This is a genomic window from Parasutterella secunda (assembly GCF_016901835.1).
Classification (GTDB): Bacteria; Pseudomonadota; Gammaproteobacteria; order Burkholderiales; family Burkholderiaceae_F; genus Aphodousia; species Aphodousia faecavium.
In genome coordinates, this window is the sequence record NZ_JACJKX010000015.1 from 1 (window position 1) to 22466 (window position 22466).

Here is a 22466-nt window from a genome sequence, read left to right on the forward strand (position 1 = left end):
TAAACAAGCACAAGATAAAATTAATCACCGTCCGAAACGGGTTCTGGGATACAATGCTCCGGACGATGTTTTCAACCGAGCGTTGAAACGATATCGAAGAAGATATCAATAGTCTCTGTCGGAATTAAAGTGATAGTCTAGATCCGATGGGAAAATTGCACTTCGTACTTGATACCGGGATTATTGTCTTTGATTTATCTGATTTTTGAAATAATTTTCTACAGTTCACTACCGTGTAGGTAGTTTAGAAAATTCCAATGATAATAATTCAGCCATTTTAAAAGTTCACTACCGTGTAGGTAGTTTAGAAAACTAAGAGATAAACTATAAGATAACTATAAGGGTTCACTACCGTGTAGGTAGTTTAGAAATCGCATTTGCAGCTCGCAGATCTTTTTGCATGGTTCACTACCGTGTAGGTAGTTTAGAAAAACAAAAGAGTGCGTTAATGATCTTACTTGCCCGTTCACTACCGTGTAGGTAGCCTAGAAAAGTACAGTAGAAACGTCTGATTGCTTTTCTTCGTTCACTACCGTATAGGTAGCTTAGAGAAAGAGGTAATTGCAGGGGAGTGCAACGAATACGAAAAACCCGATCTGAAATGAATCAGTTCGGGTTTGAAATTTGGTGCGGCCGATGAGAGTCGAACTCATATGGATTGCTCCGCCACCCCCTCAAGATGGTGCGTCTACCAATTTCGCCACGGCCGCGAATCTCTACTCTTTTTCGGAGAAAGTCTCCAAATCAGAGTTCATTATTTTAGCGCGGAATCTGTTGAGATTGCGAGGCCGGAGCGGCAGGTTGTGTCGTATTTGTTTGATCTGCGTCAATAGATTGTGATTGTTCGACGGAACCTAATACACCGGAGGTGGGTGCAGGGGCCGATTTGAAGGCGCCGGAACCCAACGTCAACGCGATGGTAGCCAGGAAAAAGAACGTGGCAGCCACAGCAGTTGAACGAGATAAGAAGTTAGCGGAACCCGACGCACCGAAAATAGAACCGCTGGCGCCGCTACCGAAAGCAGCACCGAGGTCGGCACCTTTACCGTGTTGCAACAAAACCAGAATGATCACGGCGATCGCGGAGATGATTTGAACCACGATTGCGATGGAGATCAACATGGAGGACATCTTTTTTATTTTCCTTTAACGCAAAAATTATTTCGAAATTTTATTCAATTACAGGTTATCTGCACAATGGCAGATAGCCAGGAAATCTTCAGCTTTCAGTGAGGCTCCGCCGACTAAAGCACCGTCAATGTCGGGCTGAGCAAAAAGCTCGGGGGCATTTTTCGCTTTGACGCTGCCGCCGTAGAGGATGCGAGTGCGTTTAGAGGCTTCTTCATCCACCTCAGCCAAAACAGCTCGGAGAGCCTGATGCACGGCTTGGGCGTCTTCTGCGCTTGCGCTCTTACCCGTGCCGATTGCCCAGACAGGCTCATAAGCGACGGCACCGGCCACTAAAGGCATGATGCCGACTTTATTTAAAACAGCACGTAATTGACGGCTCACAACCTCGATTGTTTGACCGGCTTCGCGTTCTTGAAGCGTTTCGCCCACACAGACAATCGGCATCACGCCGTTATCAAAAGCGAGTTTGACTTTCTCAGCAACCGTTTCATCGGTTTCTCCGAAAAGCGTGCGGCGTTCAGAGTGGCCGAGAATGACGAGATCGCAACCGATATCGGCAAGCATCCCAGCGGATACTTCACCGGTATAGGCTCCTTGAGTGTATTGAGCGCAGTTTTGAGCACCCACAAGCGTTGCGCTATGTTCAAAACCCTTTACCAGTTGTGACAAGTAGACACTCGGGGCACAAACAGCCACATCGCAATGAAGACGGGTACCGCTCATTTGCGGCAAAGCGGTCTCAATCCAATCTGCATTGGCTTTGAGACTACCGTTCATTTTCCAATTCGCGACAACAAAAGGTTTACGAGTCATAACGACACCACCCAAAATAAAGGTCTTAATTTTAGACGAATATCAAGAAAAAACAAGGCGCTGAACGAACTATCCTTCGACTTGTTCAATCACAAGCTGAATGCTTCGTTGTCCCATCCACTCGTTGATTTCAGGCCGATACGCAAGGCGCGCCACTGACCCCACCTCGGCCGAGCGTCTGAAGAAAATACCGTTGAAACGATACCCTTGTAAATCAAGTGTTAATTTAAGGTGTCCGCCTTTGAGTACCGTTTGATGCAGCACTTTAAACTCATTGGCAAAAAGAGGCGGCAAAAAGCCTTGTCCCCAGATTTGCGAATTGATGGCTTCGACCAGTGAGGGGGTAATGTCCCGAGGCTGAAGCTCTCCGTCAATGAGCACATGACGCTCGAAGACATCTTCATCACAACTGTTTGCCACGACTTTTTCAAACACATCGGCAAATTCTTCGAAACGGTTCGCCTCAATTGTCAGTCCGGCAGCCATCGCATGCCCCCCGAACTTTTTGATTATTCCGGGTGAAGTTTTGGTAACAAGATCCAGCATATCTCTGAGGTGTACGCCCTCAATCGAGCGGCCGGAACCTTTCAATTCATTATCTCCCGCATTGGCAAAGGCAATGGTCGGTCGATGTTTGCTTTCTTTGATACGGCTGGCGACCAAGCCGACAATTCCCTGATGCCAGCTCGGTTCAAAAAGCGCTAAGGTGTGGCGTTTCGTGACATCAATTTGATTGAGAATCATCGCCGCATCCCACTGCATATTGATTTCCAGTTCGCGGCGCTGACGATTGTAGTCGTCCAGAATTTTGGCGTAGTGCTGAGCCTCTTCGTTTGTTTCACTCATTAGGCATTCGATGCCTGCGGTCATCAGATCCAATCTGCCCGCAGCATTGATACGCGGTGCAATGACAAAACCGAAATCCCGCACACGAGCCTGAGCGCTGGGTCTGCCCGCTATCTCAAAGAGGGCTTTAAGGCCCGGTTGAGTGTGACCGCTGCGAACTTTGCATAAGCCCTGTTGCACAAGAATGCGGTTATTTCGGTCAAGTTTGACCACGTCAGCGACAGTTCCCAATGCCACCAAATCGACGAGCGAATCTAATCGGGGCTGAGTCTTGGCATCAAAGCGTCCGCGTTTTCTGAATTCAGCCCGAAGGGCCATCAGTACATAAAACATGACGCCGACACCGGCTAAATTTTTGCTCGGGAAATTACACCCCGGAGTGTTGGGATTGACGATGCAGGCTGCAGCTGGCAGCGTATCGGCCGGTAAGTGATGGTCAGTGATGATGACATCAATGCCCAACTTTTTGGCTTCGAGTACCCCGTCAATGCTCGCCATGCCGTTATCAACCGTCAAAATCAGCTCGGCTTTTTTTTCAGCAGCCAGATCAACAATAGCGGGTGTTAAGCCGTAACCGTAGACAAATCGGTCGGGAACCAGATAGTCAACGCATGCGCCCATGCTGCGAAGACCCTTGAGTGCAACTGCACAGGCCGTTGCTCCGTCACAGTCATAGTCGGCGATAATCATGATGCGTTTGCGGGCTTCGATCGCATCGGCTAAGTGCTGAGCGGCGGCACACGTTCCCATTAGTGTCTCGGGAGGCAGCATGGCTCGCCAATCGGCCTTCAGATCGTAGGCCGATTCAATTCCTCGTGCTGCCAAGACTCGTGCAAGAGGCTCCGGGAACCCTTCTGTTTGTAAGTGGGCTGCAATGGCAGGGCTGTAATCTCGAGTGATAAAGCGGGTCATTTTGCCTCCTCACTCAAAAAGGCCTGGACATTGAGCGCTTTCTTTTTCTTAAAACGAGCAAAAAGTCCTTTGGCTCCGGCCGTTTTTTCAACAACTACAGTGTGCGTGTCGCGCGCACCGGTTGCGACAAGCACCAAGCGCGAAGCTCGTCTGGCATGGGCCAGATCCGATAAATGTCGGACGGTATCGATGACCTGCGGCAGTTTCGTTGCCCAGGTTTGCCAGTCCTGTTGACGGTAGCTGTCATAAAGATCATCGACCACTGCAAGCAGATCCCCTTCGGGTGCTTCGGGCCAATCGTTTTTAAGGGGAGTGGTTCTGAAATTCAGTAGTCCTGCATTTTGTGCCCAACCCCATACAAAAGAGTCGTTGGCCATGACGGCACGAAGGGTGGAAGGTTTGAGCAAATGGCGACGGGAACCGCCGTCAGGCCAAAAGCCGTCAATGCTTTCCTTGCCTGCGGCCTGTCGTCTGGCGTTAAGTCCGCTCTTACTGACAATCTCTCGAAGTCTTTGGGTCAGTACTTTAAATTCTTCTGCGGCCGGGCCGTCCAAACTCTCATCCGTGAAGGGGCGATATTGTTGGGCGCACCAGGGACGCACGAAAAGCGCCCAGTCTCGGTTACAGGTGAGATACCACCGATCAGCCCATTGTTGAAGCTGAAACCCGAACTCTCGTACGCAAGCCAATATTTCATCATGCAAATCGTCGCGCTCGGCCGCAGTGAGATCTTCTTTGGGTTTTCGCAAAATGCGCATTGAATCACGGTCTTCTTCATGAACACTGTGAAGGCGCCAAGTCTGCGCTCCCATGGCAGGTCCGCCGTCGGCTTCCCACTCAAACGCTGCGGTTTCGGGCATCCCTGAACGTTTGCCGATCACTTGCCAAAGCCACACGAGGTGCGAAGCACCATCGAGAACCGGGTCATGCACCAATTCTTGGACAATAACATCGCCCGCGCCTTCGGCTAACTGTAAAAGAGGGGAGAAATCAATCGCACAGCCGTTGCTGAGCAGCTCAGAGGGCAGTCTCAGACCCGGGATCAAAAAATACGCTGAATTCATCTACTGCAAAGGTTCGGGCGACCGGAAAAATCCCCGAACATCGTCAACATTAACAATAATGTGTGCATTATACGTGAGCAGTTTTAGGCGATTGGAACAGGATTTTGAGACTGATTTTCAATCATCAATTGAACGTTTAAAAGCAGTACACTGCGAGCCCATGTTCGTCAGAAAGCGAAGAAAAGATGTTGAACTCAAAAAATACGGACAAAGTTCAGGAGCAGCGCCTGTTTTCCAGCCATGGGCAGGGGGACAGTCTTTATAACCACGCAACCCGTCAGGTAAAAACTAGTGTTTTGGGCGTGGCGGTTTTATTAACGCTCGGCTTTTCCGCGGTGGAACTGATCGGCGGCTTACTGAGTAACTCCTTGGCTTTGATCGGTGATGCCGGTCATATGGCTACCGATGCTGCGAGCCTTCTTTTTGCGCTTGTCGCCAATTGGCTCGCTCGGGAAGGGGCCGACAGCCACCACTCTTTCGGTCATGCTCGAATTGAGGTGCTTGCGGCCTTTATCAACGCTTTGATCATGTTTGTGGTCTTGGGTTGGATTTGCTACGAAGCCATTGATCGTTTGACCAATCCCCATGATGTATCCGGGGGCAGCGTCATGCTGATTGCCACGATCGGCTTGTTTGTCAATATTGCCGTGGCTCTTTCATTGTCGCGCGACAAGAAAAACGTCAACACCCGTGCGGCTCTTGTTCACGTTTTGGGCGACTTGTTGGGGTCTGTGGCCGCCATTATTTCCGGCGCAGTGATTTATTTCGGCGGGCCGGTGGAGGTTGATCCGATTTTGTCGCTCCTGATTTGCGCATTGGTGGCTCATGCAGCATGGGGAGTGCTGAAAGAAACGGTTCCGGTGATGCTCGATGCCGTTCCTGAAGGCGTGAATTTTGACGATGTAGGCGAAGCCATTGCATCAATACCGGGAGTGGTAAGTGTGCACGATTTGCATGTTTGGGTGATGAGCCCGGGGTATTCGGCCATTACCGCGCACCTGCACATTGACTCGCATCAGTCTTGGCCGGTTATTCTGGAAGAGGTGCGCAAGAACGTGAAAGAGCGCTTTAACATTGATCACGTTGCACTTCAGCCGGAGTGGGAAAGTACCTGTCCCTTGTCTGAAAAACATTAATTGAAGAGCAACAAAAAATCCCCGATTGAATTTTTTCTATCGGGGATTTTTTACGGTACTCGGCTTACTTGTGGTAAAGGCGTGTGGTTTCGTAACGCGGTTGGCAACTGATGTTAATGCCCAAGCGTTGCAAAATCCGTTCGTCTTCCTCACTGATAATCACCGTGAAATGCACTTCAGAGCCGCGAAGTTTGGATAGCTGCTCTTTGGCAATTTGAGCCGGTTCATTGCGCAGGGCAGAAATTGTCAGAGCCAACAGCACTTCATCAATATGCAGTCTCGGGTTTTTGTGAAGCAGATACTGAGTCTTTAACTGACAGATCGGCTCAAGAACCCGTGCAGAGATCAAATCGACATCGTGATCGATGTTGCCTAAAAGTTTCAAAGCGTTTAAGAGCATGGCCGAAGCGCAACCCAACGTGCTGGAGGTTTTACCTGTTACCATGCGTCCGTCAGGCAGCATCATCGCGGCAGCAGGAGCTCCTGTTTCTTCCGCTTTTTTCAAGGCAACCGCAACGGCCGGGAAAATATCCGGGGTTGTTTCGGCTTGATTCATCACAAGCTTCAGATGGTTGATTTCCTGTTCATTTGAAGCTCCGCGCATATGTTTGACGCCGGCTGCGTAGTAGCGGCGAAGAATTTCCATGCGTGAGGCGTGACGGCAGACGGCATCATCAACAATGCAATTGCCCGCCATATTCACACCCATATCAGTCGGGGATTTATAAGGAGAAACTCCTTGAATGCGTTCAAAAATGGCATTTAAAACCGGGAAAATCTCCACGTCACGGTTGTAGTTGATAGCGGTCTTGCCATAGGCTTCCAAATGGAAGGGGTCGATCATGTTCACATCGTTTAAGTCCGCCGTGGCTGCCTCGTAGGCTAAGTTCACGGGGTGCTTTAACGGAAGGTTCCAGATGGGGAACGTTTCAAATTTGGCGTAACCCGCAGTAATACCGTGCTTGTGGTCATGATAGAGCTGGCTCAGGCACGTCGCCATCTTGCCGCTTCCGGGGCCGGGAGCCGTAACGACAATCAACGAACGGGACGTTTCGATGTATTCATTCTGGCCCAGGCCTTCTTCACTGACGATGAAATCCACGTCTGAGGGATAACCGGGGATCGGGTAATGACGGTAATGCGGAACGCCCAAAGTCTCCAGACGCTTTAAGAAGGCTTCTGCGGCTTTCTGACCGGTGTATTGAGTGAGAACGACGCTGCCGACATAAAGACCCATTTCACGGAAAGAGTCAATCAAGCGTAAAACGTCCTCATCGTACGTAATACCCAGGTCACCGCGTACTTTGCTCGATTCAATGTCGTTGGCATTGATGGTGATGACGATTTCAACATCGTCTTTGAGTTGTTGGAGCATGCGGATTTTGCTGTCGGGTTGGAAACCCGGCAAAACGCGGGAGGCGTGGAAGTCGTCAAAAAGTTTGCCTCCGAACTCCAGGTAGAGTTTTCCGCCAAACTGGGCGATTCGGCGACGAATCTGTTCCGATTGGGTCGTGAGATACTTTTCATTATCAAAACCGATCGTCTTCATTTCCTAGTCCTTTCAGTCAGAAAAACAACAATCGATCAGTATAATCAAAACAGACAAAATAACACCCGCCGAAATGACATTTTTGCAAACGGATACGTTCTTTTTCCTAAGGACATTATCCGAATGGGTCTTTTTTGCGGTTCTTTTATAAAGGCGTACTAATGAAACTTTGCGGTTTTGAAGTCGGTCTTGATCAACCTATTTTTCTCATGGCCGGTCCCTGTGTGATCGAAAGTGAGGAAATGGTGATGGAGATTGCCCGTGAGATGAAGTCTATCTGCGATGGCTTGGGCATTCACTATATTTTTAAGGCGAGTTTTGACAAGGCCAATCGTACCTCTGTCTCGAGCTTTCGGGGCCCCGGGATGCAAAAAGGTCTGGAAATTCTGGCCCGAGTCAGAGAAACGGTCGGCGTGCCGGTCGTAACCGACGTGCATAACGAAGCCCAAGTCACGGAAGTTGCCAAGTACGTTGACGTATTGCAGACGCCCGCTTTCCTTTGTCGTCAAACGGATTTCATCTGTGCCTGCGCCCGTACGGGAAAACCTGTCAATATTAAGAAGGGACAATTTCTTGCTCCGCATGACATGGTCAATGTGATTGAAAAGGCGAGAGCCGCCGCTCGTGAGGCCGGTGTCAATGAAGACAATTTCATGTGTTGCGAGCGCGGTGCCTCATTCGGTTACGGCAATTTGGTAAGCGACATGCGAAGCCTTGCCATCATGCGTGAGACCGGCACGCCGGTTGTCTTTGATGCAACGCACTCGGTACAGTTGCCCGGAGGCAACGGAACGAGTTCGGGCGGCAATCGCGCGTTTGTTCCGGTTTTATCGCGTGCAGCCGTGGCTGTCGGCGTCTCGGGGCTTTTCATGGAAACCCATCCGGATCCGGCCTGTGCCAAGAGCGACGGCCCGAATATGGTGCCGCTTTCTCGCATGCGTGAGCTTTTGAGCAGCCTGGTGGTCATTGATAAAGTGGTCAAGGGACTGCCCTTACTGGAGAACGATCTTTAACTGTATTGAAGCGGCTTTTGAGCCGCTTCGGTACAATAGCGACCAAAAGTCGGCACGGCCGATTTCGGTATTTTTTCTTGCGGCGGCTGCGGGGTCGCAACCGCTTAAAACATACTTTTGAGGAACTTCCGATATGTCTACGATCAATGCCATCGTCGCTCGTGAAATTTTGGACAGCCGCGGCAACCCCACGGTTGAATGCGACGTTTATCTTGACAGCGGCGTGATGGGTCGCGCTGCCGTGCCTTCCGGCGCTTCCACCGGTATTCGTGAAGCACTTGAATTGCGCGACAAGGACTCTCGCTACGGCGGTAAGGGTGTCATGAAGGCCGTGGAAAACATTCACGCCAAGATTCAGCCGGCTTTGATCGGTTTTGATGTGACGCAGCAAGCTTCGATCGACACGCAAATGATCGAAGACGACGGCACGGAAAATAAGAGCAACTTCGGCGCCAATGCCATTTTGGGTGTGTCCATGGCCTGCGCCCGTGCAGCAGCCAACTATAGCGGTTTGCCCCTTTATCGCTACCTGGGCGGTATGGGTGCCGTGCAAATGCCCGTGCCGATGATGAACGTGATCAACGGCGGCGCTCACGCCAACAATAACCTCGATTTGCAGGAATTCATGATTATCCCGTTGGGCGCTCCGAGCTTCCATGAAGCTTTGCGCTACGGTGCAGAAACTTTCCATGCTTTAAAGAAAATCATCAACGGTCGCGGCATGAGCACGGCTGTGGGTGACGAAGGCGGTTTTGCTCCCAATATCGACAGCCACGAAGAAGCTATCGAGTTGATCATTGAAGCCATCAAGGCTGCGGGCTACGAACCGGGTAAGGATATTGCCATCGGTTTGGACTGCGCCGCAAGCGAATTCTACGAAGACGGCAAGTATGTCCAAAAGGGACAAGGCAAGACCTATACCGCCGAAGAATGGATCAAGGTCTTGGAAAGCTGGGTGGCTAAGTATCCGATCATTTCGATCGAAGACGGTATGGCTGAAGTCGACTGGGAAGGTTGGAAGAAGTTGACCGATGCTTTGGGCCGCCGCGTGCAGCTCGTGGGCGATGACCTTTTTGTGACCAACCCGAAGATTTTGGCCGAAGGCATCCAAAAGGGTGTGGCCAACTCCATCCTCATTAAGGTCAATCAAATCGGTAGCCTCACCGAAACGCTCGCTGCTATTGAAATGGCCAAGCGCGCCGGTTACTCCGTCGTGGTCTCTCACCGCTCCGGCGAAACCGAAGACAGCTTCATCGCTGACTTGGCCGTGGCTGTGAACGCCGGCCAGATCAAGACCGGTTCCATGAGCCGCAGTGACCGTATGGCCAAGTACAACCAATTGCTTCGTATTGAAGAAGAATTGGACGACCAAGCCGTTTATCCGGGCCGTGACGCTTTCTATTGCGTCAAGGAATGGTCCTTCTAATTGACGGGTAAAGGTCAGAGTCGATGATAACTGCCGATAAGATCATCAAAGTATTGGTGATTTTGTTGCTGCTCATGCTCTGGCCTTTGATCGGCGGTCAAGGCGGTTATATTCGGGTGGTGTCGTTAAGTGAAGAGCTTGCCGATATCCGCGAGCAGAACGTGCTCATTTTCGAAGAAAACCAACGCTTGGCCGCCGAAGTCCGTTCTCTGCAGCAAGGCGCCGATGCCATTGAGGAGCGTGCACGGTACGATCTGAATATGGTTCGACCCGGCGAAGTGCTTTTCCGCATTCAAAGACCTCAGAAAGTTTTACCCGGCAACGCTATTCCTGCCGATATTCTTAACGACCCCTTGTACCGTCCTGCACCGGTAACCCCTCCGTCATCTGAGGCCGCCAAATAAGGCGAAATCTCTACCTTTTCTAAAAATTTTTCGCTGTCTTTTTCTGCGATCAGCTATAACTGAAAAATACTTTGTTCTTCAAGGGGAACTATTATGGCTGATTGCATTTGTGTCACACCGGCAGAGATGGCTGAGTGTGCGGAGGTGGCGGCGCAAATTCGCCACGTGATTCACCACAATCCGGAAATCGGTCTAAATCTCACCGAAACGGAAAAAACGATCGTGGATTCGCTTAAGAGTTTCGGCTGTGAAGAGATTCATACGCGAGTGGGCGGCCCTGATGTGGCAGGTGTCGTCTGCGTGATCAAGGGTGATCAACCCGGTCGCACGATAGGACTCAGAGCCGACAGCGATGCTTTACCGCTCAATGAAAATACCGGTGTTTCCTATTCCAGTCAAAAGCCCAAACACATGCACGCCTGCGGCCATGACGGCCACGTCGCAACCCTTTTGGCGGTGGTGAGATATCTGATGCAGCATCGCCACTTTGTCGGAACCGTTGTGGCTATTTTCCAACCCGGTGAAGAAGGCTTTGCCGGCGCTCGTCATATGGTCGAAGACGGGCTCGTGGATCGTTTCGGCATTGAAGAGTTTTACGCACTTCACGCCGAACCCTCGATTGATGTGGGTAAGGTGGGCTTTGTCTCGGGCTACGCGACCTCAAACGCCGATATTTTTGAAATTGTTTTTGAGGGTAAGGGCGGTCACGGTTCACGTCCGCATTTTGCCAAAGATCCTGTCTTGGCGATGGGCGAAGCGATCGGGGCGCTTCAGAGTATTGTTTCCCGAAATGTCGATCCCAATTTGTCTGCAGTGGTATCAATCGGGTGTGCACAGGCAGGCGACCCCAACGGCACGAGCGTTATTCCGCAAAAAGCGCTCATTCGGGGAACAACGCGCTCTTATGAACCCGAAGTTCGTGATTTGATCGAACGCCGCATTAAAGAAATTGCCGAAGGAGTTGCGCAAACGCACGGCATTAAAGCTGAGGCAAAATACATTCGCCTGTATCCGGCTATGTATAACACTCCCGATGAAGTGGCTGCTGCTAAGGCCATTGCCTGCAAGGTTTTGGGTGAAGAAAATGTCGGTGACTTCAAGCGCACGATGGGCGGAGAAGATTTCTCCTTCATGCTTTTGGAGCGTCCCGGCTGCCTTTTCCGACTCGGTATGAAAGATGCGGATCATACCGCACCGGTTCATAACGAACGCTTTAATTTCAACGATAAGGCCATTGCCGCGGGGGCTGCGGTTCTTGTCTCCATCGCATTGAATCGAATGCAGGCCTGATATTGTGCAAAAAAGGGATGCCGGTTCTCGGCATCCCGATTCAAAGTTGCGTTCAACGCTACGTTCAGTTAATCCACTTTTGCGTCTTGAGGATCTCATCGGCTTTCGTCTGTCCCCAAACCATACGGCGGGCTAAATCCACGATTTGTTCGGGTGTGATTTTCTCAAGAGTCATGAGCGGTTCCTCGGTTTCTTTTTCGGCCGGTGTGACGGTATAGAGCCAGTAGCAGTGACCGTCGGAATAAACCGTGAGGTGCTCGGTTTTTCTGTCATTTTCTCTGATCGCACGGAAGCCGAAGAGGTGAGAAAGCTTCATAGTGACTTCGGGTTGACCGGTGAGCTTGAGCGTCACGTCACGCAAAGGCATCCGCTCAGCGGGGCTTTCAAGCAAAGACATGAGGCCTTCAAAGAGCTTTTCAGGATCAGCCTGTTTAGCCTCGTTCACGGGAGAAAGCTGCGGGTACCGATCTGAGAGTTTGGGCAAGACCTGATTCATAAAGCGCTCAAGCAAGTCGTTTTGGTCGTGTTCAATCAAGTCGGCTAAAGCCGGGTCGGCCTGATACACACGAACGTTGATAGCGGCTTGTTCTTTATCGGGCACGAGGCAGAGCAGGAAGTGTTCCACCGGTTCAAACGCCCAGAGTTTATCGTCTTCAGATTTAATGAAAAAGCCGTCGACCTCTTCGCCGCCCTTGACTTGCTTGGGTAAGAAAGAGTCAAGCACCTCTTTTAAGTTTTGATGCGTGACACTGATCTCTTTAGTGGCAGCATTGATGTTGACGGAATAAATAAGACATTCTCCGTCAATGATCAGTTTGAATACCCAGGCGATGAGCCCCTCTTTTTTCCCGGTTTTTTCCAAAAAGTCATCGGTGATGAGGCGAATTTTTTCAATAGCTTCTTTTTCAGACAGATTCCGGATGGGGTAAGGACCGTTTAAGGTGGCGAGGATGGGGTCCCCCATCAGATAAAAACCACCCTGAAGACCCTCAAGGGAAAAGCCCATGACGTTATGTTTTTCGTTTGTTTTAAAAACTGTTTTCATGGTACAAACGTCCAGACGAGCACATGCTCCTTAATTATTTTTTTCAGCAGATCCATCATCGAAAAGGTTGACGATGTCTTCGGCATTAAAGGTTTCGGTTCGTCCGCAAAAATCACATGTGACTTCAAGCTTTCCTTCATCTTTGATGATTTGAAGGGCTTCGACTTCTCCTAAATTCTTAATCATCGCCGCGACTTTTTCTCGCGAGCACGTGCAGGCAAATTTAGGTTCGGTTGCTTCAAAATATTCCGGGGCTTCTTCCCAGAAGAGGCGGTGAGTCACCTCTTGGCAGGAAAGACCCAAGAGCTCTTCGTCCGTGATCGTTGCGGCAAGCGTTTCAATGCGGTTGACGCTTTCTTCATCGTCTTTGATGTTTTCATCCTTGCCGCCGAAATCAGGCATCTGTTGCAGCATCAAGCCGCCCACAGCATTTTCATCAGCCGCAAGCCACAACTTGGTGTGAATCTGCTCGGACTGCTCCATATAACCCATAAGAGCCTGAGCGATATTTTCGCCTGTCAGGGGCACAACGCCTTGGTAAAGGGGTTCACCTTCACGTCTGTCTTTGGGATCGAGCATAATCGCGCAACGGCCGCGGCCGTGAGCGTTTAAGAGTGCCTTCATGTCCATGCTGTCGGACAATTCTTCATTTGTATTCATTTTCACGGTGGCCCGCACCAAAAGACCGTTTCGGACTTCAACGATTGCGAGGCGAACAGGGCCGTCTCCCTGTACCTGCATAATGAGTGAACCTTCAAACTTTAGAGAACTCGCAAGGAGAATGGAACCGGCGGTCATCTCGCCCATCAGGCGCGTAACGCACACGGGCCACTTTTGATATTGACGCATGGATTTCCAGGCAGTCGTGAGCTTTACGCAAGCGCCCTTCATGGGGGTGTGTTTAAAAATAAAACGAAGTAAAGTGTCGTGTTCAGTCATGATTGTCCTGTTTAACCGATTCTTTTTTTCTCGGTTTGATAACGAATTTTTTGTTCAACGTATTCTCGGGCATTATCCCGAATCTTTCGTTTTTCTTCAGCGGTTAATTCTCGCACAATACGACCGGGTCGGCCGAGAATCAACACGCCGTCCGGAAAAGTTTTGTTTTCGGCAATGAGTGTGCCTGCACCGACGAGTGTTTCTTTCCCGATAACGGTTCCGTTGAGAATGACCGCTCCCATGCCGATCAGACTGTCATCGCCCACGGTGCAGCCGTGAAGAATCGCGCTATGGCCGACCGTTACATTTTTGCCCACACGGCAAGGTTTGCCGGGATCGGTGTGTAAGACCGCACAATCCTGGATATTGCTGCCTTCATCGATGAAAATAGGGGCTTCATCGCCGCGAATACTGGCACCGGGCCAGACGCTCACATTTGCGCTCAGAAAGACATCGGCTGTGACCGTAGCCGCTTCATCAACATAGGCCGAGTCAGCAACGCGCGGAATCTTGTCAGAAATTGAAAAAATAGCCATCTATCAAGCATCAGATCGGTTAAAGTTAAGGGTTGAATTGTAACGGGTTTGAGTACTGTCATGAGAATGGATTTACATATGCACTCCAACGCCAGCGACGGAGTGTTTTCTCCGGCTGAGGTGATGCGAAAGGCGCACGCCAACGGCGCTGAAGTGGTGGCTTTGACTGATCACGATACGGTGGCGGGTTTAAAAGAAGCGCGCAAAGAGGCTGAAAAGCTCGGCATGCGTTTTATCGACGGGGTGGAACTTTCTGTCTGTTGGGGTGGGAAAACCATTCATGTGGTGAGTTTGGGGCCCAAAAAATTTGAACCTTATCGGGAGCTGTCTGAGAAGTTAAGCCGTCAGCGCGATACCCGAGCGCGAACCATTGCGGCAAAGTTTGATGCCATGGGGATCTACAACACCTATGAGCAGGCGTTGGAATTGGCCGGCAATAAACTGAATCTTTCCCGCCGCCATTTTGCTTTGGCGCTGGTGCAAAGAGGCACGGTGGGTACCGAAGACGAAGCTTTTGACAAATACCTCAAAGATAACGGCCCGGCGTTTGTTCAAACCGAGTGGATGAGCCTGCCTGAGGCGATGCGCTTTATCAGCGAAACGGAGGGTGTAGCCGTTATCGCTCATCCGGGTCGTTACAATTTTGCGGCGCCCACCACGACCATAGACCTTCTTGAAGAATTTAAGGCGTTGGGGGGCGATGCGATCGAAGTGACAACAGGGAGTCATTTTGAGGCGGAAAACGAACGCTACACACGAGTGGCACTTAACATGGGATTTTTAGCAAGCACCGGCAGTGACTATCACGGATTTAAACCCGGTCGGCCCGAGCCCGGTTTACAGGAACCGTTGCCGGAATATCTGCCCACTGTACTCGAACTTTTGAAAGATCGTTAAATTGAAATGAATGAGCTCTACAACATTGCGGTATATGTGATTCCTTTGATTTTTGCCATCACCATGCATGAAGCCGCCCACGGTTGGGTGGCTTCGCGCTACGGTGATCAAACGGCCAGTATGTTGGGTCGTGTTACGTTAAATCCTATTCCGCATATCGATTTGGTGGGCACGATTATTGTGCCGGGGGTGTTGCTGTTGGGGTCGGCCGTAACCGGTTTGGGTGGCATCCTTTTGGGTTGGGCCAAACCTGTTCCGATCAATACCCGAAATCTGCATCCGTTTCGTCAGGGGATGTTCATGGTTGCCCTGGCGGGGCCTTTAAGTAATCTGCTTCAGGCTCTTTTTTGGTTATTGCTTCTGAAGATTTTTATTCTGACAGGCTTTATCTCTCAGTCGCTTCTGGATCTGACGATTGCCGGCGTCATGGTGAATTTTTACCTGATGGCCTTTAACCTTTTGCCGTTGCCGCCCCTTGACGGCGGACGAATTGTCACGATGTTGTTGCCTTATGAAGCGGCGGTGAAATTCTCCGAAATCGAGCGCTACGGCATGATCATTCTTGTGGTACTGATCATTTCAGGCTTTTTGACTTATTTTATGCATCCCTTTGTTTGGACAGCCAGAGAACTTCTGAGATGGGTACTGTTTTGAGAATTGTTTCAAAATTCGCCGCAGGCTTAAGCCCCATAGGCGTAATGAAATGGGTACAATACTCGGGTTAATTTGAAATAACTGAGCGTGGCTCTTTTCCCACGCCTGCATGAGTGATTCCAAAATGATTAAAAAATTCGTCCGTACGGGTTTGGCGGTTGCGTTGCCGATGGCTTTGGCCGCTTGCTCTGCCATCGATTTCGGTCAAGACCGCATTCAATATGAAACGAGTGATTCTCGTGCTCCTTTGGAAATCCCGCCGGATTTAAGTTCTGTACCGGGTTCGGATCGCTACACGGTTCCGTCTCGTCCTCAGACTGTCTGGGCAAGTCAACAGGCTCAGGCCGATGCCTCGGCTTCTAACGGTACGCCCGCCAACATGGTTTTGTTGCCTCAGGGCGAAGTGGCCAAAATTGTCCGCGAAGGCAATGACCGTTGGATTCATGTGAACATGACTCCTGAGATGGTTTGGCCCATCATGCAGGACTTTTGGACAACGGTCGGTTTGTCGCTTTCCCGTCAGGATGCGACGACCGGTGTGATGGAAACCAATTGGGCGGAAAACCGTGCCAAGTTGCCTCAGGATATCATTCGTGCGACATTGGGCCGAGTGGTGGATTTGGTTTACTCGACCGGTGAACGCGATCAATACCGTGCCCGCGTGGAACGCACGGCCGACGGTGGCTGCGATATTTTCGTAACGCACCGTGCCATGGTTGAAGTGGTCAAGAGCATGGGCGGGGACAACGAAACAACCGTTTGGCAGCCTGGTCCCAGTGATCCGGAAATGGAAGCTGAAATGCTCACGCGTTTGGCTCACCGAATCAATCAGGAATTCAATCCCAATTCGACCAAGCCTTCTGCTGCCGAACATGAGGCAGAAGTGGAAAAATTGGCTACCTATCAGCCTGAAAACTCCATCAGCCAGCTTGAACAAAACGCCGAAGGTGTTGCCACGAGCATCTTCATTAAGGAAGATTTCGAACGCGCCTGGCGCCGTCTGGCTTTAGCCGTTGACCGTATGGGCTTTACCGTCGAAGATCGTGACCGTTCACGCGGTTTCTTCCTCGTGCGTTACCTTGATCAGGAATACGAAGATCAGAAGCGTTCTGAACAAGGCTTCTGGAGCAATGTGTTCGGCAAGGATACGCCGGTTGAGGCTCCGCAGTACGTGATTTACCTGCAACGCTTGTCCGATACCGAGTGCCGTGTGCATGTGTTGGGACCGGACGGAAAGGCCGATACAACGGGTGTTGCACCCAGAATTCTCACGTTACTGAGCGAACAGACGAAGTAGTCGGCAACAGGAATTTCAGACGAATGGGGAGCACGTTCAAACAACCTGCTCCCTTTCTCTTATCAGTGAACTAAAGCGAAATGTTGAAACTCTTTTTCTCATTTTCCGGTCGTGTCAATCGCGGACGCTTTTGGGCAGTGATCGCTTTTTGGTGGTTGGTGCGGCTGGGTGTTCCGTACCTGCTTTACAGTTTTGCGATGTTGCCAGGGCAGTCTCTTGATATTCAGGATGCGACGGCAAGCCCTGAGATTTTTGAGGCCGGAAAACTCTACGCCGTTTTGACGGCGATCTCTCTGGTGAGTACCGTCTCGGTTGCCGTTCGCCGCCTGCATGATTTTGACGCAAGCGGTCTTTGGGCTATTTTGCTCTTTGTCCCCGGTATTGAATTCATTGCCTGTCTGGTCATCGGTTTGATAGGCTCGCAGCGAGGCGCTAACCGTTACGGGCTCAATCCTCTCGGGCAGGAAAATGTTTACTTTCCCGGCAACGACGAGATGCGGGTCAAAGAGTTAAAAGATTTGGCAGCGCTTTTTGAAAAAGGACTGTTGTCCGAAGCGGAATACGAAAAAGCCAAGCGTTCTATTTTGAAGTAGGAAAAAGTATGCAAGTTGCAAAAGACACATTGGTGACGATCTCAGTCAAAATGTTTAACCTGCAGGGCGATCTGATGGAATCGGCCGATGACCTGGTGTATTTGCACGGCCACAGCGACATTTTCCCGGTTATTGAAAAGTCGCTCGAAGGGAAAAAAGCCGGCGACACCGTTACGGTTCAGCTTGAACCCGAAGAAGCGTTCGGTGATTATGATGAAACGGCCCTCATCATTCGACCTGAAACCGATTTTGACGGCGGAGTGGAAGTGGGCTTAAGTTACACGGAAATCCGTGGAGAAACCTTGGATCGGGTATACCGTGTGACCGATATTGCCGACGGCGTCGTGGTGTTGGACGGCAATCATCCGTTGGCCGGTATCGGCCTCAAGTTTGAAATCACTGTTCGCAAAGTTGAACCGGTCAAAAAGGGAATGGAAACTGTCGGCAACGACGACGTCGTGGTTCCTTCCTTTTTGCAGGTTTCCGACAAGCCCATGGTCGCCAATGTAGTGGATGACCAAGGCGATGAGGAACTTGTCGGGAAGACGGTACACTAATTGGTCAGCACTTCGTGAGCCTTGTCCTTGAGATCGTATAAGAGATCCAGGGCTTGGCGGGGAGTGAGTTGGTCAATATCGAGGGCTTCGATTTCCTCACAAAGCGCTTGAGTTCTGTCGGGCTCGGGCGCTTTTTCATCGGGCATCTCAACGTTGTTGTCGGCAAAAAGATCCAACTGTTCATTAATCTGACTTTTTTCCTGCAACTCATTGAGCATTTTTCGAGCCCGGCGAATGACCGAATTGGGAACGCCGGCTAATTGGGCGACCGCAATACCGTAGCTTTGATTGGCAGGGCCCTCCTGGACTTCGTGCAAGAATACGATTCGATTTTTATTTTCTGCCGCCGCCACATGAACATTGGCCACCTCAGGAGCGGTCTGCTCCAGTTTGGTGAGTTCAAAGTAGTGTGTAGCAAAAAGCGTGAAGCTCTTTTTAACCAAAGCCAGTTCGTGAGCAATGGCCGCCGCCAGACTTAAACCGTCAAAAGTCGAAGTTCCGCGGCCGATTTCATCCATCAGTACAAGGCTGCGATCCGTGGCCTGATGCAAAATGGCGGCTGCTTCGGTCATTTCGACCATGAATGTCGATCGACCTCGAGCCAAATCATCGCTTGCACCGATGCGGGTCAGGATTCGGTCGACAGGGCCGATTTTGGCGCTCGTTGCCGGTACAAAGCTGCCGATGTAGGTGAGCAGCACGATAAGGGCAATGGAGCGCATATAGGTTGACTTACCGCCCATGTTCGGACCGGTAATAACCAAAAGGCGTCTGCCCGGTATCAAATGGCAGTCGTTGGGGGTGTAGCTTTCAATGGCATCTTCTACAACAGGGTGACGGGCGCCGACAATTTCAATGCCGGGCGCAGCTTCAAGCTGAGGACGTACCCAGTTGGCCCGAGCCGCATGAAAAGCAAAAGAGCTCAACACATCTATTGCAGCAACCGCAGCGGCCGCTTTTTGAAGAGCGGGCACAAAGGAGTCGGCAAACTCAAGCAACTCCGTGTAAAGCGATTTTTGCAGTGCCTGGGAACGCTCTTGGGCGGAGAGGGCTTTATCCTCATACTCTTTTAATTCCGGCGTGATGTAGCGCTCGGTATTTTTAAGCGTTTGCTTTCTGTGGTAGTGCAGAGGTACACGCTCGGCCTGGCCTCTGGAAATTTCAATGAAAAAGCCCTGAACTTTGTTGTACTGAACACGAAGCGTGGCAATGCCTGTGGCTTGACGCTCCCGAATTTCCATTTGGGTTAAAAATTCGCCCACATTGTCGCGCAACTCGCGAAGCGTGGCCAGTTCTTCGTTATAGGAACTGGCAATCACATCACCGTCACGCAAAAGCACGGCCGGGTCAGGCAGGAGTGCCGCGTGCAGTTTTTCGTACAGTGCGGGATCAATAACCAATTCGCCTACCTTTTCTTCAATAAGCGGATCGTCAACGGTGATTAATTCCTGAGCAATCTGTGCCAGAAGAGGTAAAGCATCGCGAAGGGCAGCAAGCTCCTTGGGGCGAATCGTGCGCATGGCAATTCGTGTCGCCAGACGCTCAAAATCGGGAACGGTTTTAAGCTTTTCCCGAGTGCTTTCCCGAAGATGCTCGGCAATCAGAAAACTTTCGACCGCCTGATGACGACTGCTTACCGTTCGGGTATCTCTTAACGGGTTATGAATCCACTGACGCAAGAGGCGCGAGCCCATGCTCGTCTTACATTGATCAAGCAATGAAAAAAGGGTCGGACCGTCATCGCCTCTGAGGGTTTGGGTGAGTTCCAGGTTTCGGCGGCTGGCCGAATCCATGCCGACAAACTGGCTTTGAACTTCCAACACAGGGGGCAAAAGATGCGGGATGGCTTCGCATTGTGTGTTTTCGGCGTAGGTGAGCAAGGCGCCCGCAGCACTGACGGCATCGGGTACATCATCAAGCCCCCAGGCGGTGAGCTCCTGCACCTGAAACTGATGCTTTAATTTCGCTGTGCCGTGCTCAACTGAAAAATGCCATTTGGGCAACGGGGTGACAGCAGCAGCCGGTCGTAGCTCATCGATTGTTTCTTTGAAGTCCTCCGGCACCAGAATTTCGGTCGGCGCAATACGCGTGAGTTCGGAGGGGAGTTCTTCAATACTGGTATTGGCTACGTGAAAGTGCCCGTTACTGAGTACGAGCCACGCCAGACCCAAACGCTTGCCGTGCCGACCGGCCGGAGAAATCGCTAAAAGGGCGGCGTCTTGCTTTTGAGGCAAGAGTTCATTTTCCGTGAGTGTGCCGGGCGTGACAATTCGGGCCAATTCTCTTTCCAAAGGGCCCTTACTCGGATCGCCGATTTGCTCGCAAATGGCAACCGACACTCCCTGTTTGACCAAACGGGCAAGATATTGCTCAAGCGTTTTTTCCGGCACTCCTGCCATCGGAATGGGGTTGCCCTGAGCATCGGTTCCGCGGGAAGTCAGTGTGATTCCCAATAGTTTGTTGGCTCTGACAGCGTCATCGAAAAATGTTTCGTAAAAGTCCCCCATCCGGTAGAGCACCAAGGTTTCCGGATGCTGGGCTTTGATTTCCAGAAAACGCCGAATGGCCGGTGTATGACCGGCCAGAGGATCGTTGGTATTTTGAGCGTTTTTATTGGTAGCCATCAGAGTCTGAATCGATCGTTCGATTATCGGATGTCGCCGTAATTTTTATTGACGACAGCGAGCAACTGGCCGAACACTTTTGGTGTACCGGCGATAATTTGGCCGTTGGTCAGATAATCGGCTTCACCCTTGAAGTCAGTGACAAGGCCGCCTGCTTCCAACACGAGTAAAGAGCCCGCAGCAATATCCCAGGGTTTGAGATTGGGTTCCCAGAAGGCGTCTAAGCGACCAGCCGCTACATAAGCGAGGTCAAGCGAAGCGGCGCCGGCGCGGCGAATGCCGCTCGTCGTTTTGGCCAACTGAGAGAAAACCTTCATGTACGCTTCAACGTCGTCAGACTTGCGGAAGGGGAAACCGGCTCCCACCAAAGAGTCCGCAAGCGACACTCGCTTGGTGACACGAATGCGGCGTCCGTTTAAGAAAGCTCCCACTCCGCGGGTCGCCGTGAAAATCTCGTTTTTAACCGGATCGGCAACAACGGCTTCGATAATTTCATTTTCGCGTTTCAAAGCGATGGAAACCGCGTACTGCGGGAAGCCGTGCAGGAAGTTGGTCGTGCCGTCAAGCGGATCGATGATCCACTGAAAGTCGCTTTTTTCAGGTCCCGTGACTCCGTTTTCTTCACCAAGAATCTGATGCGTGGGATAGGCTTCGCGCAAGATTTCAACAATCGTGCGTTCGCAAGCGACATCCACTTCGCTGACGAAATCGGAGTGACCCTTTTTGTGTACTTCCAAACCGGAGAGGTTGTCAACAGCACGGTTTAAGATGGTGCAGGCGGCGCGAGCAGCCTTCATGGCCGTGTTGAGCATAGGAGATGCCATTGTCGGAATCCTTATTAATAAGTTTGAGTCAGTTACGAGATAACTACGTGTAGAATCTGGTTATTTTAATGATTTTTGGCCCTTTAGCTTGTAAAAATGTCAACCTCCGCCCTTGCCCCACATGTTTCATTTATTCTTGTCGAACCGGCGCATCCCGGCAATATCGGATCGGCCGCCAGGGCGATAAAAACCATGGGGTTTAGAGATCTGCGGGTGGTCAGTCCATGGGAGAGTGATTACCGCGATCACCCGGAGGCCATTGCCTATGCAACGAGTAGCGTCGACGTTTTAGCTGCCAGCCGATCTTATCCTTCACTTATTGAGGCCCTTGAGGGAGTGAATTTTGCTTGGGCAATGTCGGGTTACGACCGTGAGTTCGGCCCTGCAATCGAACCGGTCAGAGTGGTGGCTCAAAAAGCCGAGCAATTTATCAAAGAAGGACAGGGCAATATCGCCTTTGTTTTCGGCTGCGAGCGCACAGGCCTGTCCAATGAGCAGATGGCTCTTTGTCAGGGATGCGCAGCCATACCGGCCGATCCCGAGTGTACGAGCTTGAATTTATCGCAGGCAGTTCAGATTATGGCCTATGAACTGCACATGGCGATCATGGATCAGACCAAAACCCATGATGGACTTTATGATTGGCAGGAGCGGTTTGCCGGTGAAAAATTGGCAGGCCCTCAAGCCGTCGAGGGTTTTCTGAATCATTTCGAAAAAGCAATGATTCATTGCGGAGTGCTTGATCCGAAAGAACCTAAGCTTTTTATGCCGAGAGTCAGAAGACTTTTTTCGCGTACTCTATTGACTCAACCTGAAGTCGATCTCCTCAGAGGAGTCTGTTCCCAGATTATTTCCCCGAAAAATGAAAGGGCGGGCCGTAAGTGTAAAAAATAGGACAGGGAATAGAATAAGCTCA

The 22466-nt window shown here is 50.9% G+C and carries 21 protein-coding genes, 1 tRNA gene and 1 CRISPR repeat array; of the genes, 11 read left to right on the top strand and 11 right to left on the bottom strand.

What is annotated here, in order from left to right:
- Window positions 1-223 precede the first annotated feature (223 nt).
- A CRISPR array of direct repeats spans window positions 224-552; the repeat unit is 28 nt; unit sequence GTTCACTACCGTGTAGGTAGTTTAGAAA.
- A 73-nt stretch (window positions 553-625) separates the two neighbouring features.
- From H5985_RS07720 to H5985_RS07740, 5 genes are all read right to left on the bottom strand, one after another.
- Window positions 626-710 (bottom strand) — tRNA-Leu (locus H5985_RS07720).
- 49 nt (window positions 711-759) lie between these two features.
- The gene (secG, locus tag H5985_RS07725) at window positions 760-1122 is read right to left on the bottom strand and encodes a preprotein translocase subunit SecG (protein ID WP_205050739.1); all 363 of its coding nucleotides are present in this window, start codon (window positions 1120-1122) and stop codon (window positions 760-762) included.
- Window positions 1123-1179: 57 nt separating this feature from the next.
- Window positions 1180-1944 (bottom strand): triose-phosphate isomerase, encoded by a 765-nt coding sequence (gene tpiA / locus H5985_RS07730; protein WP_205050740.1) that lies wholly within the window; start codon window positions 1942-1944, stop codon window positions 1180-1182.
- Window positions 1945-2013: 69 nt separating this feature from the next.
- Window positions 2014-3702: a single-stranded-DNA-specific exonuclease RecJ gene (recJ, locus tag H5985_RS07735; RefSeq protein ID WP_205050741.1), complete on the bottom strand. Its 1689-nt coding sequence runs from the start codon at window positions 3700-3702 to the stop codon at window positions 2014-2016.
- Complete coding sequence (locus tag H5985_RS07740) at window positions 3699-4766, bottom strand: hypothetical protein (protein ID WP_205050742.1); 1068 nt, start codon at window positions 4764-4766, stop codon at window positions 3699-3701. Before H5985_RS07740 ends, recJ begins: the two co-directional genes overlap by 4 nt.
- Before the next feature lie 185 nt (window positions 4767-4951).
- On the opposite strand from H5985_RS07740, the gene H5985_RS07745 reads away from it, so the two are divergent.
- The gene (locus H5985_RS07745) at window positions 4952-5902 is read left to right on the top strand and encodes a cation diffusion facilitator family transporter (protein ID WP_205050743.1); all 951 of its coding nucleotides are present in this window, start codon (window positions 4952-4954) and stop codon (window positions 5900-5902) included.
- A 64-nt stretch (window positions 5903-5966) separates the two neighbouring features.
- On the opposite strand, the gene H5985_RS07750 is transcribed toward H5985_RS07745, so the two are convergent.
- Window positions 5967-7451, bottom strand: coding sequence for a DUF1846 domain-containing protein (locus H5985_RS07750; protein ID WP_205050744.1), 1485 nt, complete (start codon window positions 7449-7451; stop codon window positions 5967-5969).
- Between the two features lie 161 nt (window positions 7452-7612).
- Between H5985_RS07750 and kdsA the strand changes: the two genes are divergently transcribed.
- The 4 genes from kdsA to H5985_RS07770 all read left to right on the top strand — a co-directional run bounded on the left by kdsA (window position 7613) and on the right by H5985_RS07770 (window position 11584).
- Window positions 7613-8464: a 3-deoxy-8-phosphooctulonate synthase gene (gene kdsA / locus H5985_RS07755; protein ID WP_205050745.1), complete on the top strand. Its 852-nt coding sequence runs from the start codon at window positions 7613-7615 to the stop codon at window positions 8462-8464.
- A 133-nt stretch (window positions 8465-8597) separates the two neighbouring features.
- Window positions 8598-9890 (top strand): phosphopyruvate hydratase, encoded by a 1293-nt coding sequence (gene eno, locus H5985_RS07760; RefSeq protein WP_205050746.1) that lies wholly within the window; start codon window positions 8598-8600, stop codon window positions 9888-9890.
- A 23-nt stretch (window positions 9891-9913) separates the two neighbouring features.
- Window positions 9914-10294, top strand: coding sequence for a septum formation initiator family protein (locus H5985_RS07765; protein WP_205050747.1), 381 nt, complete (start codon window positions 9914-9916; stop codon window positions 10292-10294).
- Window positions 10295-10387: 93 nt separating this feature from the next.
- Complete coding sequence (locus H5985_RS07770) at window positions 10388-11584, top strand: M20 metallopeptidase family protein (RefSeq protein ID WP_205050748.1); 1197 nt, start codon at window positions 10388-10390, stop codon at window positions 11582-11584.
- A 64-nt stretch (window positions 11585-11648) separates the two neighbouring features.
- Here the strand turns inward: H5985_RS07770 and H5985_RS07775 are convergent, their stop codons facing one another.
- The 3 genes from H5985_RS07775 to H5985_RS07785 are packed head-to-tail and all read right to left on the bottom strand — an operon-like array spanning window position 11649 to window position 14104.
- A complete protein-coding gene (locus tag H5985_RS07775; protein ID WP_205050749.1) occupies window positions 11649-12629 on the bottom strand; it encodes a hypothetical protein in 981 nt (326 codons plus the stop codon).
- 30 nt (window positions 12630-12659) lie between these two features.
- Window positions 12660-13568: an Hsp33 family molecular chaperone HslO gene (gene hslO, locus H5985_RS07780; protein WP_205050750.1), complete on the bottom strand. Its 909-nt coding sequence runs from the start codon at window positions 13566-13568 to the stop codon at window positions 12660-12662.
- A gap of 11 nt (window positions 13569-13579) precedes the next feature.
- Window positions 13580-14104, bottom strand: a complete 525-nt coding sequence (locus H5985_RS07785; RefSeq protein ID WP_205050751.1) for a gamma carbonic anhydrase family protein — start codon at window positions 14102-14104, stop codon at window positions 13580-13582.
- Window positions 14105-14164: 60 nt separating this feature from the next.
- On the opposite strand from H5985_RS07785, the gene H5985_RS07790 reads away from it, so the two are divergent.
- From H5985_RS07790 to H5985_RS07810, 5 genes are all read left to right on the top strand, one after another.
- Window positions 14165-15001 (top strand): PHP domain-containing protein, encoded by an 837-nt coding sequence (locus H5985_RS07790; RefSeq protein ID WP_205050752.1) that lies wholly within the window; start codon window positions 14165-14167, stop codon window positions 14999-15001.
- 6 nt (window positions 15002-15007) lie between these two features.
- A complete protein-coding gene (locus tag H5985_RS07795; RefSeq protein ID WP_205050753.1) occupies window positions 15008-15655 on the top strand; it encodes a site-2 protease family protein in 648 nt (215 codons plus the stop codon).
- A 124-nt stretch (window positions 15656-15779) separates the two neighbouring features.
- Window positions 15780-16952 carry an outer membrane protein assembly factor BamC gene (gene bamC / locus H5985_RS07800; RefSeq protein WP_205050754.1) on the top strand — a complete coding sequence of 391 codons (1173 nt, stop codon included), beginning with the start codon at window positions 15780-15782 and terminating at the stop codon, window positions 16950-16952.
- Window positions 16953-17032: 80 nt separating this feature from the next.
- Window positions 17033-17545 (top strand): DUF805 domain-containing protein, encoded by a 513-nt coding sequence (locus tag H5985_RS07805; protein WP_205050755.1) that lies wholly within the window; start codon window positions 17033-17035, stop codon window positions 17543-17545.
- 8 nt (window positions 17546-17553) lie between these two features.
- Complete coding sequence (locus tag H5985_RS07810) at window positions 17554-18102, top strand: FKBP-type peptidyl-prolyl cis-trans isomerase (RefSeq protein WP_205050756.1); 549 nt, start codon at window positions 17554-17556, stop codon at window positions 18100-18102.
- Here H5985_RS07810 and mutS read toward each other — a convergent pair.
- Window positions 18099-20726, bottom strand: a complete 2628-nt coding sequence (gene mutS, locus H5985_RS07815; RefSeq protein ID WP_205050757.1) for a DNA mismatch repair protein MutS — start codon at window positions 20724-20726, stop codon at window positions 18099-18101. The genes H5985_RS07810 and mutS overlap by 4 nt on opposite strands.
- Window positions 20727-20749: 23 nt before the next feature.
- Window positions 20750-21550 (bottom strand): inositol monophosphatase family protein, encoded by an 801-nt coding sequence (locus H5985_RS07820; protein WP_239481712.1) that lies wholly within the window; start codon window positions 21548-21550, stop codon window positions 20750-20752.
- A 96-nt stretch (window positions 21551-21646) separates the two neighbouring features.
- On the opposite strand from H5985_RS07820, the gene H5985_RS07825 reads away from it, so the two are divergent.
- Entirely contained in the window at window positions 21647-22444 is a 798-nt protein-coding gene (locus H5985_RS07825) for an RNA methyltransferase (protein WP_205050758.1), read from the top strand.
- Window positions 22445-22466 lie beyond the last annotated feature (22 nt).